This is a genomic window from Nocardia cerradoensis NBRC 101014 (assembly GCF_000308535.1).
In the GTDB taxonomy this organism is placed as follows: domain Bacteria; phylum Actinomycetota; class Actinomycetes; order Mycobacteriales; family Mycobacteriaceae; genus Nocardia; species Nocardia cerradoensis.
Window position 1 is genome coordinate 1 of sequence record NZ_BAFW01000354.1, and the last position, 15,477, is coordinate 15,477.

At 69.8% G+C, this 15,477-nt stretch carries 15 protein-coding genes; 4 read left to right on the forward strand and 11 right to left on the reverse strand.

Going from position 1 to position 15,477, the window contains the following annotated elements; all coding sequences use genetic code 11:
* Positions 1–23: 23 nt before the first annotated feature.
* The 5 genes from ON23_RS30045 to ON23_RS30065 form a co-directional block, all read right to left on the reverse strand.
* A complete protein-coding gene (locus ON23_RS30045; protein ID WP_373282261.1) occupies positions 24–512 on the reverse strand; it encodes a hypothetical protein in 489 nt (162 codons plus the stop codon).
* 14 nt (positions 513–526) lie between these two features.
* Positions 527–1,150, reverse strand: a complete 624-nt coding sequence (locus ON23_RS30050; RefSeq protein ID WP_039782516.1) for a TetR/AcrR family transcriptional regulator — start codon at positions 1,148–1,150, stop codon at positions 527–529.
* Positions 1,151–1,291: 141 nt separating this feature from the next.
* Positions 1,292–2,089 carry an enoyl-CoA hydratase/isomerase family protein gene (locus tag ON23_RS30055; RefSeq protein WP_039782517.1) on the reverse strand — a complete coding sequence of 266 codons (798 nt, stop codon included), beginning with the start codon at positions 2,087–2,089 and terminating at the stop codon, positions 1,292–1,294.
* A complete protein-coding gene (locus ON23_RS30060) occupies positions 2,090–3,361 on the reverse strand; it encodes an acetyl-CoA hydrolase/transferase family protein (protein WP_039782519.1) in 1,272 nt (423 codons plus the stop codon).
* Positions 3,358–4,545, reverse strand: a complete 1,188-nt coding sequence (locus ON23_RS30065; RefSeq protein WP_039782531.1) for a CaiB/BaiF CoA transferase family protein — start codon at positions 4,543–4,545, stop codon at positions 3,358–3,360. Before ON23_RS30065 ends, ON23_RS30060 begins: the two co-directional genes overlap by 4 nt.
* Positions 4,546–4,724: 179 nt before the next feature.
* On the opposite strand from ON23_RS30065, the gene ON23_RS30070 reads away from it, so the two are divergent.
* Together ON23_RS30070 and ON23_RS30075 are read left to right on the forward strand one after the other, a co-directional pair.
* A complete protein-coding gene (locus ON23_RS30070) occupies positions 4,725–6,239 on the forward strand; it encodes a class I adenylate-forming enzyme family protein (RefSeq protein WP_245556185.1) in 1,515 nt (504 codons plus the stop codon).
* Between the two features lie 52 nt (positions 6,240–6,291).
* The gene (locus tag ON23_RS30075) at positions 6,292–7,071 is read left to right on the forward strand and encodes an SDR family NAD(P)-dependent oxidoreductase (protein ID WP_039782520.1); all 780 of its coding nucleotides are present in this window, start codon (positions 6,292–6,294) and stop codon (positions 7,069–7,071) included.
* 68 nt (positions 7,072–7,139) lie between these two features.
* Here the strand turns inward: ON23_RS30075 and ON23_RS30080 are convergent, their stop codons facing one another.
* The 5 genes from ON23_RS30080 to ON23_RS30100 are packed head-to-tail and all read right to left on the reverse strand — an operon-like array spanning position 7,140 to position 12,397.
* Entirely contained in the window at positions 7,140–8,264 is a 1,125-nt protein-coding gene (locus ON23_RS30080) for an acyl-CoA dehydrogenase family protein (RefSeq protein WP_039782521.1), read from the reverse strand.
* The gene (locus tag ON23_RS30085) at positions 8,261–9,445 is read right to left on the reverse strand and encodes an acyl-CoA dehydrogenase family protein (protein ID WP_039782523.1); all 1,185 of its coding nucleotides are present in this window, start codon (positions 9,443–9,445) and stop codon (positions 8,261–8,263) included. The genes ON23_RS30080 and ON23_RS30085 overlap by 4 nt, the downstream gene beginning before the upstream one ends.
* Before the next feature lie 3 nt (positions 9,446–9,448).
* Positions 9,449–10,252, reverse strand: coding sequence for an enoyl-CoA hydratase/isomerase family protein (locus ON23_RS30090; protein ID WP_223273358.1), 804 nt, complete (start codon positions 10,250–10,252; stop codon positions 9,449–9,451).
* A gap of 34 nt (positions 10,253–10,286) precedes the next feature.
* Positions 10,287–11,246 carry an acyl-CoA dehydrogenase family protein gene (locus tag ON23_RS30095; RefSeq protein WP_039782524.1) on the reverse strand — a complete coding sequence of 320 codons (960 nt, stop codon included), beginning with the start codon at positions 11,244–11,246 and terminating at the stop codon, positions 10,287–10,289.
* Positions 11,243–12,397, reverse strand: a complete 1,155-nt coding sequence (locus ON23_RS30100; RefSeq protein WP_174376535.1) for an acyl-CoA dehydrogenase family protein — start codon at positions 12,395–12,397, stop codon at positions 11,243–11,245. Before ON23_RS30100 ends, ON23_RS30095 begins: the two co-directional genes overlap by 4 nt.
* A 94-nt stretch (positions 12,398–12,491) precedes the next feature.
* Here ON23_RS30100 and ON23_RS30105 point away from each other — a divergent pair, with 94 nt between their 5' ends.
* Positions 12,492–13,298, forward strand: a complete 807-nt coding sequence (locus ON23_RS30105) for a FadR/GntR family transcriptional regulator (protein ID WP_039782525.1) — start codon at positions 12,492–12,494, stop codon at positions 13,296–13,298.
* A 110-nt stretch (positions 13,299–13,408) separates the two neighbouring features.
* On the opposite strand, the gene ON23_RS30110 is transcribed toward ON23_RS30105, so the two are convergent.
* Complete coding sequence (locus tag ON23_RS30110) at positions 13,409–14,230, reverse strand: LLM class F420-dependent oxidoreductase (RefSeq protein WP_039782526.1); 822 nt, start codon at positions 14,228–14,230, stop codon at positions 13,409–13,411.
* Between the two features lie 167 nt (positions 14,231–14,397).
* Here ON23_RS30110 and ON23_RS30115 point away from each other — a divergent pair, with 167 nt between their 5' ends.
* The gene (locus ON23_RS30115) at positions 14,398–15,099 is read left to right on the forward strand and encodes a DUF4389 domain-containing protein (protein WP_039782528.1); all 702 of its coding nucleotides are present in this window, start codon (positions 14,398–14,400) and stop codon (positions 15,097–15,099) included.
* Positions 15,100–15,477 lie beyond the last annotated feature (378 nt).

A 15,477-nucleotide genomic window follows, 5' to 3' on the forward strand; every position in this document is an offset into this window, starting at 1 on the left:
ATGGACGACGAGGAGGCGGGGGGTTAACCGGCCACCGGCACCAGATCCACCGGCGGCGCCCACACCGGTGCTCCGCTGCGGAACGTCTCCAGCGGAGCCACCGCGGTGGCCGGGATCCCCGCGGCGGCGAGGGCCTGACGCTTGAAAGCCCGTGCGGCGACGCTCAATCGGTGTTGCACCGTATCCACCCGGCAGTCGAGTTCGCTGGGACAGAACTCGCCGAGCAGCGTGACCTCGGACAGTCCGCGGTCGAGTGTGTCGAGCACGCCGCAGCGGATGCGGTGATCGGTTTCGAACAACTCACCGGCCAACGCCACCGCGTGCGGATGCGGGCCGTGGACGGGCGAGGACAACGAGTCCTCCATATCGAGGACGACGGCGCCGAGAATCTCGAGTGCGCGGGCGTGGGTGGGATCGCCGACGATGACGGTGACCTCCCAGCCCGCCATCCCGCGATCGAACAGCCAGCCGCCGGCGCAGCGCACCACTTCGGTCACCGTCGGTGCCACCACACCCAGCCGGTACCTCAATGGACGTCGCTGCGCGTCAGCTCGCGTTCGAGCGACCGAGCGTACTCCTGGAACACCGTGGTCAGTGGAATCGAGGGATCGAGCAGCCATGACGTTTCCATTCCATTGAGAAAAGCGACTATCTCCACAGCCTTGACGGCAGGGTCCACATCGGCGCTGTAGCGCCCGCAGCGCTGTCCGCGCCGGATACTCTCGGCGACCTGATCGGTCGCCGCGCGGTAGCGATCGAGCAGGCGATCGTGCAGCGGCGCATCAGGTTCCAGATTCTCGATCAGCAGCACCGCGTACATGCCGATCAGATCGGGCGCGCGGTGAAAACGATCGGCTACTCCGGAGATCTGTTCGGGCAGTTCGCCTTCCAGATCCGCGTGCATTTCGTCGTCGGTGTCGCGGGCCTCCAGGACCGCGTGCAGCAGTTGATCCTTCGATTCGAAGTGGTGCAGCAGCCCGGCCGGGGTGACTCCGGCTTCCCGGGCGATCTGCGCGAGCGTGGTCGACCGCCACCCGTTGCGGGCGAGCATCCGCTGCGCCACGGCGAGGATGCGCAGTTTGCGCTCCTCCCCCTTGGCGAGCAGCGTGTCGTAGGCCCGAACGTTGGCTGGCCGTCGCTGACCGGACACCGAACTCCTTTGGTCGAAGCAACCTACTGAACACACAGTAGGTCGGTTTGCACTATGTGACAAGGGTCTCATTTGTGCCGACTTTTGCCTCAGATCACATCCGACGCGGTGGACGTATCACGCGGCGGGATCGGCATCGAGTCAACACCCCTTCCACACCGGTGGGCGGCGTGCGGCGAACGCCGCCGGCCCCTCCTGCGCATCCTCGCTCCGATAACAGCGTTCACTGGCCGCGCGGGCCGCCTGCAGGGCCGCCGCACGGCCCATCTCGGTGGCGAGCATAACCGTCTCGCGCGCGGCTCGGACCGAAAGCGGTGCGCCGCTGAGGATTTCACGCGCCAGCTCGATCGCGGCGTCCAGCAGTCGCCCGGGTTCGGCGAGGCGATTGACCAGGCCGATCTCGTAGGCTCGCTGCGCGTCGATGGGCGCGCCGGTCAGAAGCAGTTCCATCATGATGCGCTGCGGGATCATGTGGATCAGCGGCGCCGCCCACGGGGAGCTGCGGCCGACCTTCACCTCGGTCACCGCGAAACGCGCGGTCGTCGCGGCGACGCACAGATCGCAGGCCTGCGCGATCATCCATCCGCCGGCGAACGCAACGCCGTTCACCGCGGCGATGGTCGGCTTCGACAATTCGATGGTGTCGTAGGGCAGCGGGTACATATCGCGCGGCGGCACCTGCATCCCGGTCGCGACCATCTCCTTCAGATCGCCCCCGGCACAGAAGGCCTTGTCTCCCGCGCCGGTGAGGATCGCGATCCGCAGCGCCGCATCGTGTTCGAAGCGGTCCCAGGCGGCGAACAGACCCGCGCGGATCTCGGCGTCCAGGCAGTTACGAGTGGCGGGCCGATTCAGCGTGATGACGGCGATGCCGTCGGCGCGGGCGTCGAACAGCACCGCCTCGGCGCCGGGTGCATCGGTCGCGGGTGTATCGGCCATTCAGAATCCTCGCTTCGTGATTTCGGCCGCGGCCCGTTCCAGATCCTCGCGGAAATCGGGGTGGGCGATGGCGGTCAACCGGCGCGCCCGTTCGGCGAGCGTGCGCCCCGCCAGCTCGGCCGCGCCGAATTCGGTGACGACGATGTCGGTTTCGCTGCGCGCGGTGGTGACCGGTCCCGACAGAGCGGCGCTGATCCGGCTCACGGTCCCGCCCTTGGCAGTGGCGGGCAGCGCGATGATGGCGTGCCCGCCGCGGGCGCGCGCCGCGCCGCGCACGAAATCGACCTGTCCGCCGGTGCCCCCGAGATAGGCCGTTCCGTGCTGTTCGGCGTTGACCTGTCCGGTGAGGTCGACCTCCACCGCGGAATTGATCGACACCAGATCATCGAGCCGGGCGAGCACGGCGGCATCGTGGGTGTAGGTGGCCGGGCACATGCGGATCGCCGGGTTGCGGTCGGCGAAGTCGTAGAGCCGGCGGGTGCCGATCAGCGCGCCGGTCACCGAGACGCCGGTGTCGATGCGCTTGCGGGCGTTGGTGATCGCGCCCGCCTCGACGAGGTCGACCAGGCCGTCGCCGATCATGCCGGAGTGGACGCCGAGATCCACCCGGTCGCTCAGCATCCGCAACAGCGCGTCGGGCACCGCGCCGATCCCGGTCTGCACCACGGCACCGTCGCCGATGAAGGCGGCCGCGTGGCGTGCGATCGCCTCGTCGACGGGTCCGATTCGCGTCGGCGCGACGGTGACCGGCGGTCGCGAGACCTCGACCGCGTAGTCGATCTCGCTGCCGGCGATCGATTCGCCATAGGTCCACGGCACCTGCTCGTTGATCTCGGCCACCACCACCCGCGCGGCGCGCACCGCCGCGGCGACATGGTCGCTCACCAGCCCGAGGCTGTGGTTGCCGTGCCGGTCGGCGGGCGCGACCTGGACGAAGGCGCAATCACACCGCAGCGCACCGGATTCGAGCATCGGCCCGATCCGCCCGACGTGGCAGGCGATCACCTCGAGCACGTGCGAAGCCGTCAGGCCGCGCAGCGCGCCGATCGCGCCCATACTGCGCATCCGCAGGCCCGCGGTGGCGGCCGGGGTGAACGATCCCGAGAAGCTGGTAGCGATGAAGACGGTCAGCCCGCCGATGCCCGCGCCTTGGCGCACCAGCGATTCGACCAGAGTCGGTGGCTCGCCGCAGGCCTGCCCGATCACGAGATGATCGCCGGGTCGCAGGAATTCGCTCAGATCCAGGTCCGCCGGATCGCGCACGACCGTCATGCGGCGCCTCCGCCCTCACCGGCGCGCGCCAGGCCGCTGTCCCGATCGCCGACGAGTTCGGCGGTGTGGGCGCCCAGCCGCGGTGCGGGTCCGGCCACGCGGCCGGGGGTGCGGGAGAACCACGCGGGCGGACCCGGGAACCGCACCGGACCGTTCGGCGTGTCGACGGTTTCGAAGAAGCCCACCGCCTCGAGATGCGGGTTGTGGAACAGCGCGTCCAGGGAATTCACCGGCGCCGCGGGGATGTCGAGTGCGCCGAGCAGGTCCAGCCACTGCTGTGTCGTGCGCTCCCGGAACGTGCCGGCCAGCAGGGCGTAGACCTCGTCGATCCGCGCGGCCCGCTGGGCGAGGGTGGCGAATTCGCCGGTGGCCCAGGGCGGGCGCACCGCGTCGACGAACGCGTTCCACTGTTTGTCGTTGTAGACCAGTGCCGCGAGGTATCCGTCGGCGGTGCGGTAGGGCTTGCGGTCGGGAGTGAGCGCGCGCGGATAGCCCGGCGGCGTGAGTGCCGGCTCGAACAGGGCTCCGGCGGCGTGCTCCACGAGCATGAACGCCGCCATCGTCTCGAACATGGCGACCTCCACCTCCTGGCCCTCGCCGGTGCGTTCCCGATGGAACAGCGCCATCACCGTCGCGTACAGGGCGGTCAGGCCGGCGACCTTGTCGGCCATGATGGTGCCGACGTAGGCGGTGTGGCCGGTCAGGCGTTGTTGGACGTAGGGCAGTCCGCATTCGGCCTGGACCGTGTCGTCGTAGGCGGTGCGATCCGCGTCCGGGCCGCGGCGGCCGTAGCCGTAGCAGTTGGTGTAGACGATCGCCGGATTCACCGCCGCCACCGCCGGGTAGTCGAAACCCAGTGCCGCGATCGCCCGTCCGCGCATCGAATGGATGAACACATCGCCGGTGCCGATCAATGCGCGCAGTGCCGCCTTGCCGGACTCGGTGCGCAGATCCAGCACCACGCTGCGTTTGCCGCGGTTGACGTTGACGAACACCCCGCCCATCCCGGGTTCCGGTCCGGCGGAGATGTAGCGGGTGTTGTCCCCGGCGGGCGGCTCGATCTTGATCACCTCCGCCCCCATATCGGCCATGATCTGGGTGCAGTACGGGCCCATGACCATCGCGGTCAGGTCGATGACCCGCACCCCCGCGAGCGGACCGGCGGCGGTGTTCGGCGGCTGCATGATCGGTGCCTCCTCGTTCGACACTCCCGCGCGACGACCGGCTCCGGACGGGCGTGACCACGGCGTCCGGGCACGTGGAATCGAAGCCCACCGGCCGCGCGGAGTCGCGAACAGCCCTCGGGGGCAACATGTTCAGGCTATCTGATGAATCTTTACAAGGATAGTGATATCAAGGTTCGGTGGGCAGTGACAACAACGGCGTGCGGATTCCCGCTTCGGTCGCCGCGATCCTCGATCCGATGCTGGCCACCCGGCCCGGCGCCACCGCGATCGAAGCGGTGTCGGGCGCGTGGACGTATGCCGAACTCGACGAGGCGGCGGCGCGGGCGGCCGGCGCGCTGTGGCGGCTCGGGGTGCGCCCGGGCGATCGGGTCGCGGCCTGCCTGCCCAACGATCTGCCCATCGTGGCGGCCTTCCACGGCGCCCAGCGGATCGGCGCGGTGTGGGCCGGAATCGGCGAGGCGGCCGCGGCATCCGAACAGCAACTGCTGTGCGATCTGGTGGAACCGTCCGTCGTTCTGGCGGGACCGCGATTCGCACCTCGGGTTTCGCAGGCTGTCGATCCCGACCGATGGACCGGGCTGCTCCACGCGGCGGACCCCGCGCCGCGGGTCGAGACCGATCCCGGCGCACCGGCCGCCATCGCGTTCACCAGCGGCACCTCCGGGGTTCCGAAGGCCGTCGTGCATTCCCAGCGCGGCATGCTGCTGCCGGGCGCGGTCACGGTGGCGACGCGCGGCTGGGGGCCGGATCTGCGCCGCGGCGACAGTTTCGCGCTGACCATTCTCAACATGATGATCCTGTCCACCCTCACCACCGCCCAGGCCGGCGGGATCGCGGTGATCATGAACCGGCGCGACGCCGACGGAGTGGCGGAATGGATTGCCGCGCATCGGGTTACGGTGTGGAACGGTGCGCCCGCCCAGCTCTACGATCTGGCCCGGCGCACTGCCGAGCTGAGCTCGCTGCGCGAGGTGTGGAGCGGCGGCGGCGACACCTCCGACGCGGTGCGCGACGCCTTCGCCGAGGCCCACGGCCTGGTTCCGCGCGTCACCTACGGGCTCACCGAGGCGCCGACCGTGGTGTCGATCGACCCGCCCGGTTCGGCGTGGCGGCCGGGCACGAGCGGCCGGGTGACACCGCAATTCGACGTAGCCGCCTACGACGACGACGGCCGCCGCCTGCCCGCCGGCGAACCGGGTGAACTGCGGCTGGCCCCGGCACCCGCCGGGCCGTGGGCAGGCCGATGGACACCGATGCTGGGCTACTGGGCCGACGGCCGCGTGCGGCCGGGCGAGCCGCTGCCGCTACCGACCGGCGATATCGGAGCCGTCGACGAGGAGGGCTGGCTGCGGGTGATCGACCGCAAGAAGCTGGTGATCATCCGTGGCGGCGCGAACGTCTATCCGCTCGAGGTGGAACGCGTCATCACCGGATATCCGGAGGTCGCCGCCGCGGCGGTCTGCGGAATTCCCGACGAGCGGCTCGGCCAGCGGGTCGCCGCCGTCGTCGAAAGTACCGGTCCGGCAATAGATTTCGATGCGCTGGCGGCGTGGTGCCGGCGCGAACTGGCGAGCTACAAGGTGCCCGAGCGCTGGGTTCAGGTGCCGGCGCTGCCGGTGAATGCGATGGGCAAGATCCGGCGCACCGAACTCGCGGCGCTGGTCGCCGCAGGGCCCGGAGAACCGTCGTGACCGCACGGCACACCCTTGCCATGAAACTCGCTGCGGCGAAAGGGAGTACGCGGTGACCGAACAGCACGGCTCCGGTGGGGCGGACATCTTCGAGCTGAAGGGCCGGGTCGCGATCGTGACCGGCGCGTCGTCGGGCCTCGGCGCAGCCGTGGCCCGCACCCTCGCCGGACTCGGCGCCCGGGTAGCGGTGGTGGCGCGCCGGCGCGATCGGCTGGACGAGCTGGCCGCGGAGATCGACGGCCTCGCCGTCACCGCCGACCTGTCGGAGCTGGACCGGATCGGCGTGATCGCCGAGGCGGCGGCCGCCGGGCTGGGTCCGCCGGAGATCCTGGTCAACGCGGCGGGCACCATGTTCACCGAGGAACGCGCGGAATCGGAACCGTTGCCGGCCATCCGGTCCACCCTGGAACTGAATCTGGCCGCACCGCTGCTGTTGTCGCAGGCGGTATTCGAGCATATGCGCGCGGCCGGTCGCGGCAGTATCGTCAACATCTCCTCGATCAGTGGCCGGGTGGGCATCCCCGGCATCCCCCAGGCGTCCTACGCCGCCAGCAAGGCCGGATTGTCCGGTCTGACAGCCGAATTGGCGGTCCAGTGGGCCCGCCACTCCATCCGGGTGAACACGGTCGCCCCGGGCTTCTTCCGCAGCGAGATCACCGCCCCGCTCTACGACAACGAGCGCCCCCGCGAATATCTGCGCCGCAACACACCCCTGCCACGCCACGGCACCCCGGAGGATGTGGTGGGCGCGGTCGCCTGGCTGGCGGGTGACGCCGCGGGCTATGTCACGGGGCAGACGATCGTCGTCGACGGCGGGTGGACCGCCCGCTGACCCCTACCGAACTCGCGAGCTCGGAGGCCGCACGGCGTCCGGTCCGGCATTCGATGCCGAGGAAATCCTCAGGGTGTGAAGTCCGGGTCCCGGTAGCGGCCGGCGAGGTGCGCTCTGTGGTCGGCCGGGGAGCCGAACAGTGCGCGGTTGAAGGTGGCGCGTTCGAGGTAGCGGTGGATGCCGCTCTCCCAGGTGTATCCCATCCCGCCGTGCAGCTGCATGGCCTTTCCGGCGATGTCGACCGCGACGGCACAGGCGTGGGACTTGGCTCGGGCGACCGCGATCCACGCGTCCGCGGCACCACGGACGTGCGCGGCGACGGCGTCGTCGACGAGCCGGCTCGCGATGCGCAGGGCGACGAGCATATTCGCGCACGCGTGTTTCACCGCTTGAAAGGAGCCGACCGGCCGGCCGAACTGTTCGCGGGTGCGCACATGGGTGACGGTGGCGTCCAAGGCCGCCTCGGCGAGTCCGACGCTGTCGATCGCGGTGGCCAGCGCCGCCCGCTCGAACAACACCGGCAGCGGATCGGCGCCTGCCCACTGCCACACCGACTCCGCGTCCACGCGGGAATTGTCGGCGTACACGGCGCCGACGGTGCGGGTCGCGTCGAGAATCGGCTGCTCGGTGACCGCGAGACCGGGCGAGCCTGGTGACACCGCCACCAGAACCGCCGATCCGTCCGGTTCCCTCGCCGGAATCAAGAGGGTGGTCGCGGCGGTGACGTCGGCCGCGAATTCCGTTGTACCCCAAAGATATACGGCGTCATCTCGGCGCTCGATCCGGAACGGCACGAATCCGCCGGAGTCGCCCCACGGGGGTGCGGCGCCCCCGCCCGCCACCACGATCGGCACGGCCGCGCCACCGGCCGTCGCGCGCAACAGCCGGTCCCGGGCGGCATTCGGCACCACCGCGGCGAGTGCGGGCAGCGTCAGCGCCGTCACCGAGGCGTAAGGACTGTGGGTGAGCGCGCGGCCCATCTCCCGCAGCACCACCGCGACTTCGGCGAATGTGGCTCCCGCACCGTCGAATTCGGCGGCCACCTCGAGCCCCGGCCACCCCGATGCCGCGATCGGCGTCCAGTCCTGCGGCTCCCCCGGTGCCGTCGCCCCGAGTACGCGCCGTGCCACCGCGCGCAGGTCGTCGTGCACCTCCGCGAAGTCGGCCACCGGCTGCGACAGCTGCCCGGTCATCGCGGCACGACCGGTTCCCGCGGCAGGGCGAGTCCGCGTTCGGCGATGATGGTGCGCTGGATCTCGCTGGTGCCGCCGGGAATGGTCCACTCCCACGATCCGAGGAAGTCGAGCATCCAGGCCCCCGACTCCCATCCGCTGGACCGCGGTTTGCGCAGCACCGCGTGGGCGCTCACCCCGGCCACCTCCGTCCCGAAATCGGTCATCCGCTGCAGTAGTTCGCTGTAGTACAACTTCACGATCGAGGCATCGGCCGGGCCGGGTCGCTCGGCCGCGACCAGATCCGCGCACAACCCCCGCAGGCCGGCCAGTTCGGTTTCCAGCCGCGCCAGCCGATCCGCGACCGGTGGATCGTCCAGTGCACATCCGCCACCGGGACGCGGCCGCGCGCACAGCGAGACCAGTCGCCGGAATCCGCCGTGCGCCAGCCGTTCGGCCAGTTCGAGCATCGTCAGCCCGCGTTCGGCGCCGAGCGTCCGCTGCGCCACCTGCCAGCCCTGATTCTCGGGACCGATGAGATTCGCCGCGGGTATCTCGACGTCGTCGAGGAAGATCTCGCAGAAATGCCATTCCCCGGTGGCCTGCCGGATCGGCCGGACCTCCACCCCGGGTGAACGCATATCGAGCAGAAAATACGAAATACCTTGCCGCTGTGGGGCTTTCGGATCGGTGCGCGCCAGCAGCAGGCACCAGTCCGCGAACGCCGCGCCGCTGGCCCAGAGTTTGCGACCGTTGACCAGGTAGGTGTCGCCGTGGCGGCGGGCGGAGGTGCGCAAGGCCGCCATATCCGATCCGGCGTCCGGTTCGGAGAAACCCTGGCACCAGATCTCACCGTCCAGAATCGCGGGCAGATGCCGCTCGCGTTGCGCGGCGGTACCCGCGGCCAGCAACGTCGAGGCCGCGTGATGAATCGAGACGAACGCCAGCACCAGCCGCGGTGCGTCGTGCGCGGCGAGTTCGGAATACAGCACCGCCTGCTGCGCGACCGGCATACCGCCGCCCCACTCCCGCGGCCAGTGCGGCACCGCGAAACCGCCCGCGCGCAGGCGCTGGAACCATTCCTGTTGGAACTCCACGAATTCCGCATCCGTGGCCCCGGTCTGCCGCGTCCGCCACTCGGGCGGAATATTGGCCGCACACCACTGCCGCACCCGCTCCCGGAATTCGGCCAGGGCATCCATCGGCTACCTCCGGGCCGCCGAGCGCCGCAGCGCCAGCAGCCGTTCACGATGTTCGGGTGAGCACATGGTGACCGATTCGGCGGCGAATCCCGCCTGCATCGCACCGCTGAGAGCCTGGGACAGATACATGTTCGCGACGCGCTTGGTGGCCCGCAGCGCCGGTGCCGGTTGCGCGGCCAGTCGCCGCGCCAGCCGCAGGGCGTCGTCGAGCAGATCCTCCGGTTCGGACACCGCGGTGGCCAGTCCCAAGTCGACGGCGGTCGGGGCATCGATGCGGTCGCCGGTGTAGAGGTAGACGCGTGAGCGCAGCAGCGGCGTGAGCAGCGGCCAGAAGGCCGCGCCGCCGTCACCGGCGACCAGTCCCACGCTCACATGCGGATCGGCCAGGTACGCGCTGCGCGACATCAACACCACATCCGACAGGACGGCCACGCTCGCGCCCAGTCCCATGGCGGGGCCGTTCACCGCGGCGATCACCGGCAGCGGGAACCGCAACATCTCCTCGATGATCTGGGCGCCTTCGCGCAGGCTCTCCTCCCGCGCCACCGGATCGTCGAGGAAGGAGGTGATCCAGTCGAGGTCGCCGCCCGCGCTGAAGGCCCGGCCGGCGCCGGTCACGACGACCACCTTCGCCGCGGTGTCGGCCGCCAGCTGCCGCCACACGTGGGCCAGCGCCCAGTGCAGCGGTTCGTTCACGGCGTTCAATTCGCCGGGCCGGTCGATCGTCACCGTTCGCACCGGCCCGTCGGCCGTCACGGTCAGCACATCGGGCAGATCGTATGCCGGAATATCGTCTGTCACAGGCACTTACCGCACTTTCGCATTCGGTGCACAGGTGCACTCACTGCCATGTCGCATCGACTGCCTCCCCGCCGTCGAACGGCCCGGGCAGACCCCGCGTGCCGAGATGGCGGGTCAGCCGATCGCGCGTCCCGGAACTCGCCCACGGCAGCCGGCGCAGCGGCAGGCTGTAGCGCGACAACCACGACAGCGGCGATTCGTCACAGAAGCCGATGGCCCCGTGCAGCTGGTGGGCGACCCGGAAGACGGTTTCCGCGGCATCGAGCGCGGCGACCCGCGCCGCGAGCGCGTCGCCCAGAGCATCCTCCCCGCCGCACCGGACGCTCCACAGGGCGTATGTCGCGAGGACGTCCAGCCCACTGCGTTCGACCTCGGCATCGGTGAGCTGAAACTGCACGCCCTGGAATTTCGCCAGCGGCTGCCCGAACTGGGTGCGCATCAGGACATGGGAACGGGTGAGGTCGAGGGCGCGGTCCAGCATGCCCAGCAGCGTCCAGCAGTTCAACGTCAGCACGAGTGCCGCGTCCGCGTGCCCGGCCGCCCCGACCGATGTCAGCACCAGAGGCGTCACGAAGGCGGAGGTCCGCGGCGGAGCGCCGTCGGGCAGCGTCCGCGCCTGGAAGAGCTTGCCCTCCACCGTGACTGCCGCCCACCGCAGGTCCAGATCGGCGACCGCACCCCGAGCGCGGGATTCGGTGACGACCACCAGACCGTCGGCCTGCGCGTCGATCGGCCGCGCCAGCCGTTCGGCCAGCGGATAGGGCAGCGCCCAGTAGCCGGCACTGCGGCACAGGGCCGCCGCCGCTTCCAGATCGTCGCGGTCGCGACGCGGATCCAGCTCCCACGCACCGAGTCCGGCCAGCACGGGCGCGACGATATCCGCGCGACGGGTCGGATCGGCCTCGGCGTCCTGGATCAGCCGGTCGCCGCCCGCGCCCGCGAAGGCCCGGCTCGCCTCGCGGCCGTAGTCGGCGGCCTCCCTGCTCAGGTCGATGTTCACGACGCCCCCAGCACGGCCCGCGACAACAGCAGTCGCTGCATTTCGATACTTCCCGAGGCGACGGTCGCGGCCTGCGAATACCGCCAATGGTCGGCGACCGCGCGGCGAAACCAGTTCTCCCTTTGCGTATCCGGTGCGGTGTCGAGCTGGTCGGCCAGTTCGGTGAGTACTTCGGCGCTGTCCTGATCGAGCCGGGTGACGGCGATGCGATAGGCCGCGGCGTCCCCGGGCGCCACCCGGTCCTCGTTCTGCATCGCGACCACCCGGTAGGCCAGCAATCGTGCCCGGCGGCAGTGCACCAGCATGCGCGCCCAGCCCCCGCGCAATTCGGCCGGCACCTCCGCCCAGCGATCGCCCAGAACCTCCGGCGCCGCACGCAGGAGTCGTTCACAGCGGGCGTAGCGGGCGATGCCGACGCGTTCGAAGGCCAGCACCTCCTGCACGACCGCCCAGCCTTCGCCGACCGTGCCGAGCACATCGTCCTCGGTCACCCGCAACTCGTCGAAGAACACCTCGTTCAAATGGTGCGGGCCCATCATGGCCCGGATCGGCCGCACCTGAACCCCCGGCGCGGACATCGGCACCAGGAAGATGGTCAGCCCGTGTTGTTTGCGGGCACCGGTGGCCGTGCGCGCCAGCAGGAAACACCACTGTGCCATGGTCGCGTAGGAGGTCCAGATCTTCTGCCCGCTGATCAGCCAGCCGTCGCCGTCACGGCGGGCGGTGGTACGCAGCGACGCCAGATCCGAGCCCGCCTCGGGTTCGCTGAATCCCTGACACCAGATCACCTCGCCGCGCGCGATCGGCGGCAGATGAGTGCGTTGCTGCCGCGGGGTGCCGTGCCGCATGAGCGCCGGGCCGACCCAGTTGACCCCCATGTACTGGGCGCCGCGCGGCTCGTGATGGGCCCACATCTCCTCGCGGACCACCGTCTGCTCCCACACCGATCCGCCGCGTCCGCCGAATTCGCGGGGCCAGGCCGCGCAGAGCAGTCCGCGCTCGGCCAGGACTCCGCAGAACCGCTGCGCCACGGCGAGATCGGCCGGATCGTCGGTGAAGGCGCCCAGGAAATCGGCGGGGACATGCTGGGACACCAAGCGCCGCAAGTCATCTCGCAGCGCGTCGGCGGCCTCCCCCATCGTGAAGTCCATCTCCAGACGGTACGTCAATCCTCACAAGGATAGCAATATTTGAATGGTCAGCACCGGCTGGTTAGAATCCGTGCATGGACCAAAGGCAGCCCGCGTGACCACCGCGCGTCGCGGGCGGATTCCGCAGCGCCGCATCGCCGAAACGGTCGCCTCCGAGCTGCGTACCCGCATCCTGTCCGGCGACGACGACTATCGCCTGCCCACTCAGGACCAGCTGGTGAAGGAATTCGGCGTCAGCTATCCCTCGATCCGGGAATCGCTGCGCATCCTCGAGACCGAGGGACTGGTCACCGTGCGCCGCGGCAATGTCGGCGGCGCGGAGGTCCACCGGCCCGACGAAACCTCCGCCGCCTACCACCTGGGTCTGGCGCTGCAGGGAGCGCGGGTCACGCTCGGCGATCTGGCGGCCGCGCTGCAGATGCTCGAACCGCTGTGCGCCGCCGAATGCGCCCGTCGCCCCGACCGCGCCGAGGTCGTGGTGCCGGCGCTCGAGGCCAATATCCACGCCTGCGAGCTCGTGGTCGGCGACGGCGTCGCCTTCACGCGCACCGCACGCGAATTCCACGATCTGGTGGTCGCTTTCACCCCGAACGCGACGGTGCGCTGCGTGGTGTCCAGTCTGGTGACCCTGTGGTCGGCACAGGAACAGGCGTGGGCCGAGACACTCACCCGGCGCGGTGAGTATCCGTCGAAACCGCAGGCCCACGACGCGGCCCGGGTGCACGCCCGGCTGGTCACCGCGATCGCCGACGGCGACGACGCCGAGGCCGAACGCCTGGCCCGCGCCCACCTGCGCGCGACCCAGTCCGTCGTGCTGGAACGCTACGACTCCGGTATGGTCAACGCCTCCTCGGATCTGGCACGTCAGGCCATCGCCGCGGGTCCCCGCGCGAGACTGTAGGTACCGATCGAAAAGCTCACGGGCACAGCGTATTCGGATCGGCTGCGCGCCACATTCGCACTTGCGGGCAGCGCCGTGAGTATGCCGTCACGACACTGCCCGGCAACACCTCAGTCGCGGTAGCGCTCGGCGACGGCGGCGAATTCGTCCAGGGCGCGCAGCGATTCCGATTCCGGCAGGGTCGGCAACGACAGCGTCACCCGCTCGACGCCGGCCTCCGCATAGGCATCCAGCAGTGCGGGCTCGGGCGCGACCGGCGTGATCGCGATCAGGATATCGCTGTCGCCGACGGCGGCCAGCTGAGCCGGTACCTCCGAAGGATCGGCCACACCGTTGGGCACCCAGCCGATGCCGAGGCGCACCGCACGCCGCGCCGCGACCTCCCCGCCGCCGACGAAGATCGGCGGATGCGGGCGCTGCACCGGCTTGGGCCAGGCGAAGATCGGATCGAAATCGACGAACCGGCCGTGGTATTCGGCCAGATCCTGGGTCCAGATCGCCCGGATCGCGGCCAGTTGCTCGTCCAGCAGGGCGCCGCGCGTGCGCGGGTCGGTGCCGTGGTCGGCCATCTCCTCCCGGTTCCAGCCGACGCCGACGCCGAAGACCACCCGCCCGCCGGAAAGGTGATCGAGGGTGGCCACCTCCTTGGCGGTGTGGATCGGATCGCGCTGGATCAGCAGCGTGACCCCGGTGCCGAGCACCAGACGTTCGGTCACGACCGCCACCGCGGCGAGCGCCACGAACGGATCGAAGGTGCGGTAGTACACGCGCGGGAGCTCACCGCCGCCCGGGTACGGCGTTTCCCGGCTCGCCGGGATGTGGGAATGTTCGGCCAGGAACAGCGATTCGAATCCGCGCTCCTCGAGCGCCGGTCCGAGAACTCGGGGACCGATGCCCTCATCGGTCAGGAAGGTGTTGACTCCGATCTTCATACGAGGCCGAACCTCGCCATCGCCTCCGCGTATTCCCCGGCTCGGCGGATGTCCGGCCCGGGTGACGCGCACGGCCTCGAATTGCCCCTGCGCGCAGCGTGAATGCGAAACAATCGTGCATATCCGACGCGGCTCGGCTGGGCCGCGACCGCCGAGAGGAGCGTGACATGCAACCCGAGGCATCTCCCTACCCGGTCCGCGTGCGCGGCGACCTGGACCCCGCGCTGTCGCGCTGGCAGTGGATCGTCAAATGGATTCTGGCGATACCGCACTACATCGTGCTGTTCTTCCTGCATATCGCCTATGCGGTGGTGACGGTCATCGCGTTCTTCGCCATCTTGATCACCGGCCGCTATCCGCGCGGGCTGTTCGATTTCAACGTCGGCGTCTTGCGCTGGTCGTGGCGCGTGCGGTTCTACGCGCTCTCGGCACTCGGCACCGACCGATATCCACCGTTCAGCCTCCGACCGGACGAGAGCTATCCGGCCGACCTCGACGTCGACTATCCCGAGCGGCTGCACCGGGGATTGGTCCTGATCAAATGGTGGTTGCTGGCGATCCCGCAGTATCTGATCGTCTGGGCGTTCGTCGGCAGCTCGCGGTACTGGGGCGGAGACGACGAAGGGACCGCCGTCATCTGGATTCCGCTGCTCGGCATCCTCGTCTTCATCGCGGCGATCGCACTGCTGTTCACCGGCCGGTATCCGCAGGGCCTGTTCGCCTTCGTACTCGGCATGAACCGGTGGACGCTGCGGGTCCGGGCCTATGTGTCGCTGATGCGCGACGAGTATCCGCCGTTCCGGCTGGACCAGGGACCGCGTGAACCCGAAAATCCTTCGCGCCCAACAGAATCCGGCTATCCCGTCTGATCACTCCCGCGCAGGGTCCGGCCGCGGGCGCGGCAGCTCCGCGCCCGCGGTAGCGCCGTCGACCCCCCGGTAAGCCGCCCACAACCGAACACCCCGAACGGCATCGCCGCAGGTGATGATCGGTCGCCTCCGCATACTACGTCAATCCTGTCAATGATAACAACACTTGAATGATAGGAAGTGGAGAACTACGCTCTCCACAAACGAGAAGGTGTCATACATCACCATCGTCTCGCGGGAGACGTGTGGCGTGCACCGAATCGGGTGATCCCCCGTCCCAGAGCACTACGGAGGCTTCGCGGTGACTACACCGGCGCGCTACCTCACCTCGACCGCGGCGAGCGTCGCCGACGGGTGGACCCTCGACCGCATCACCGC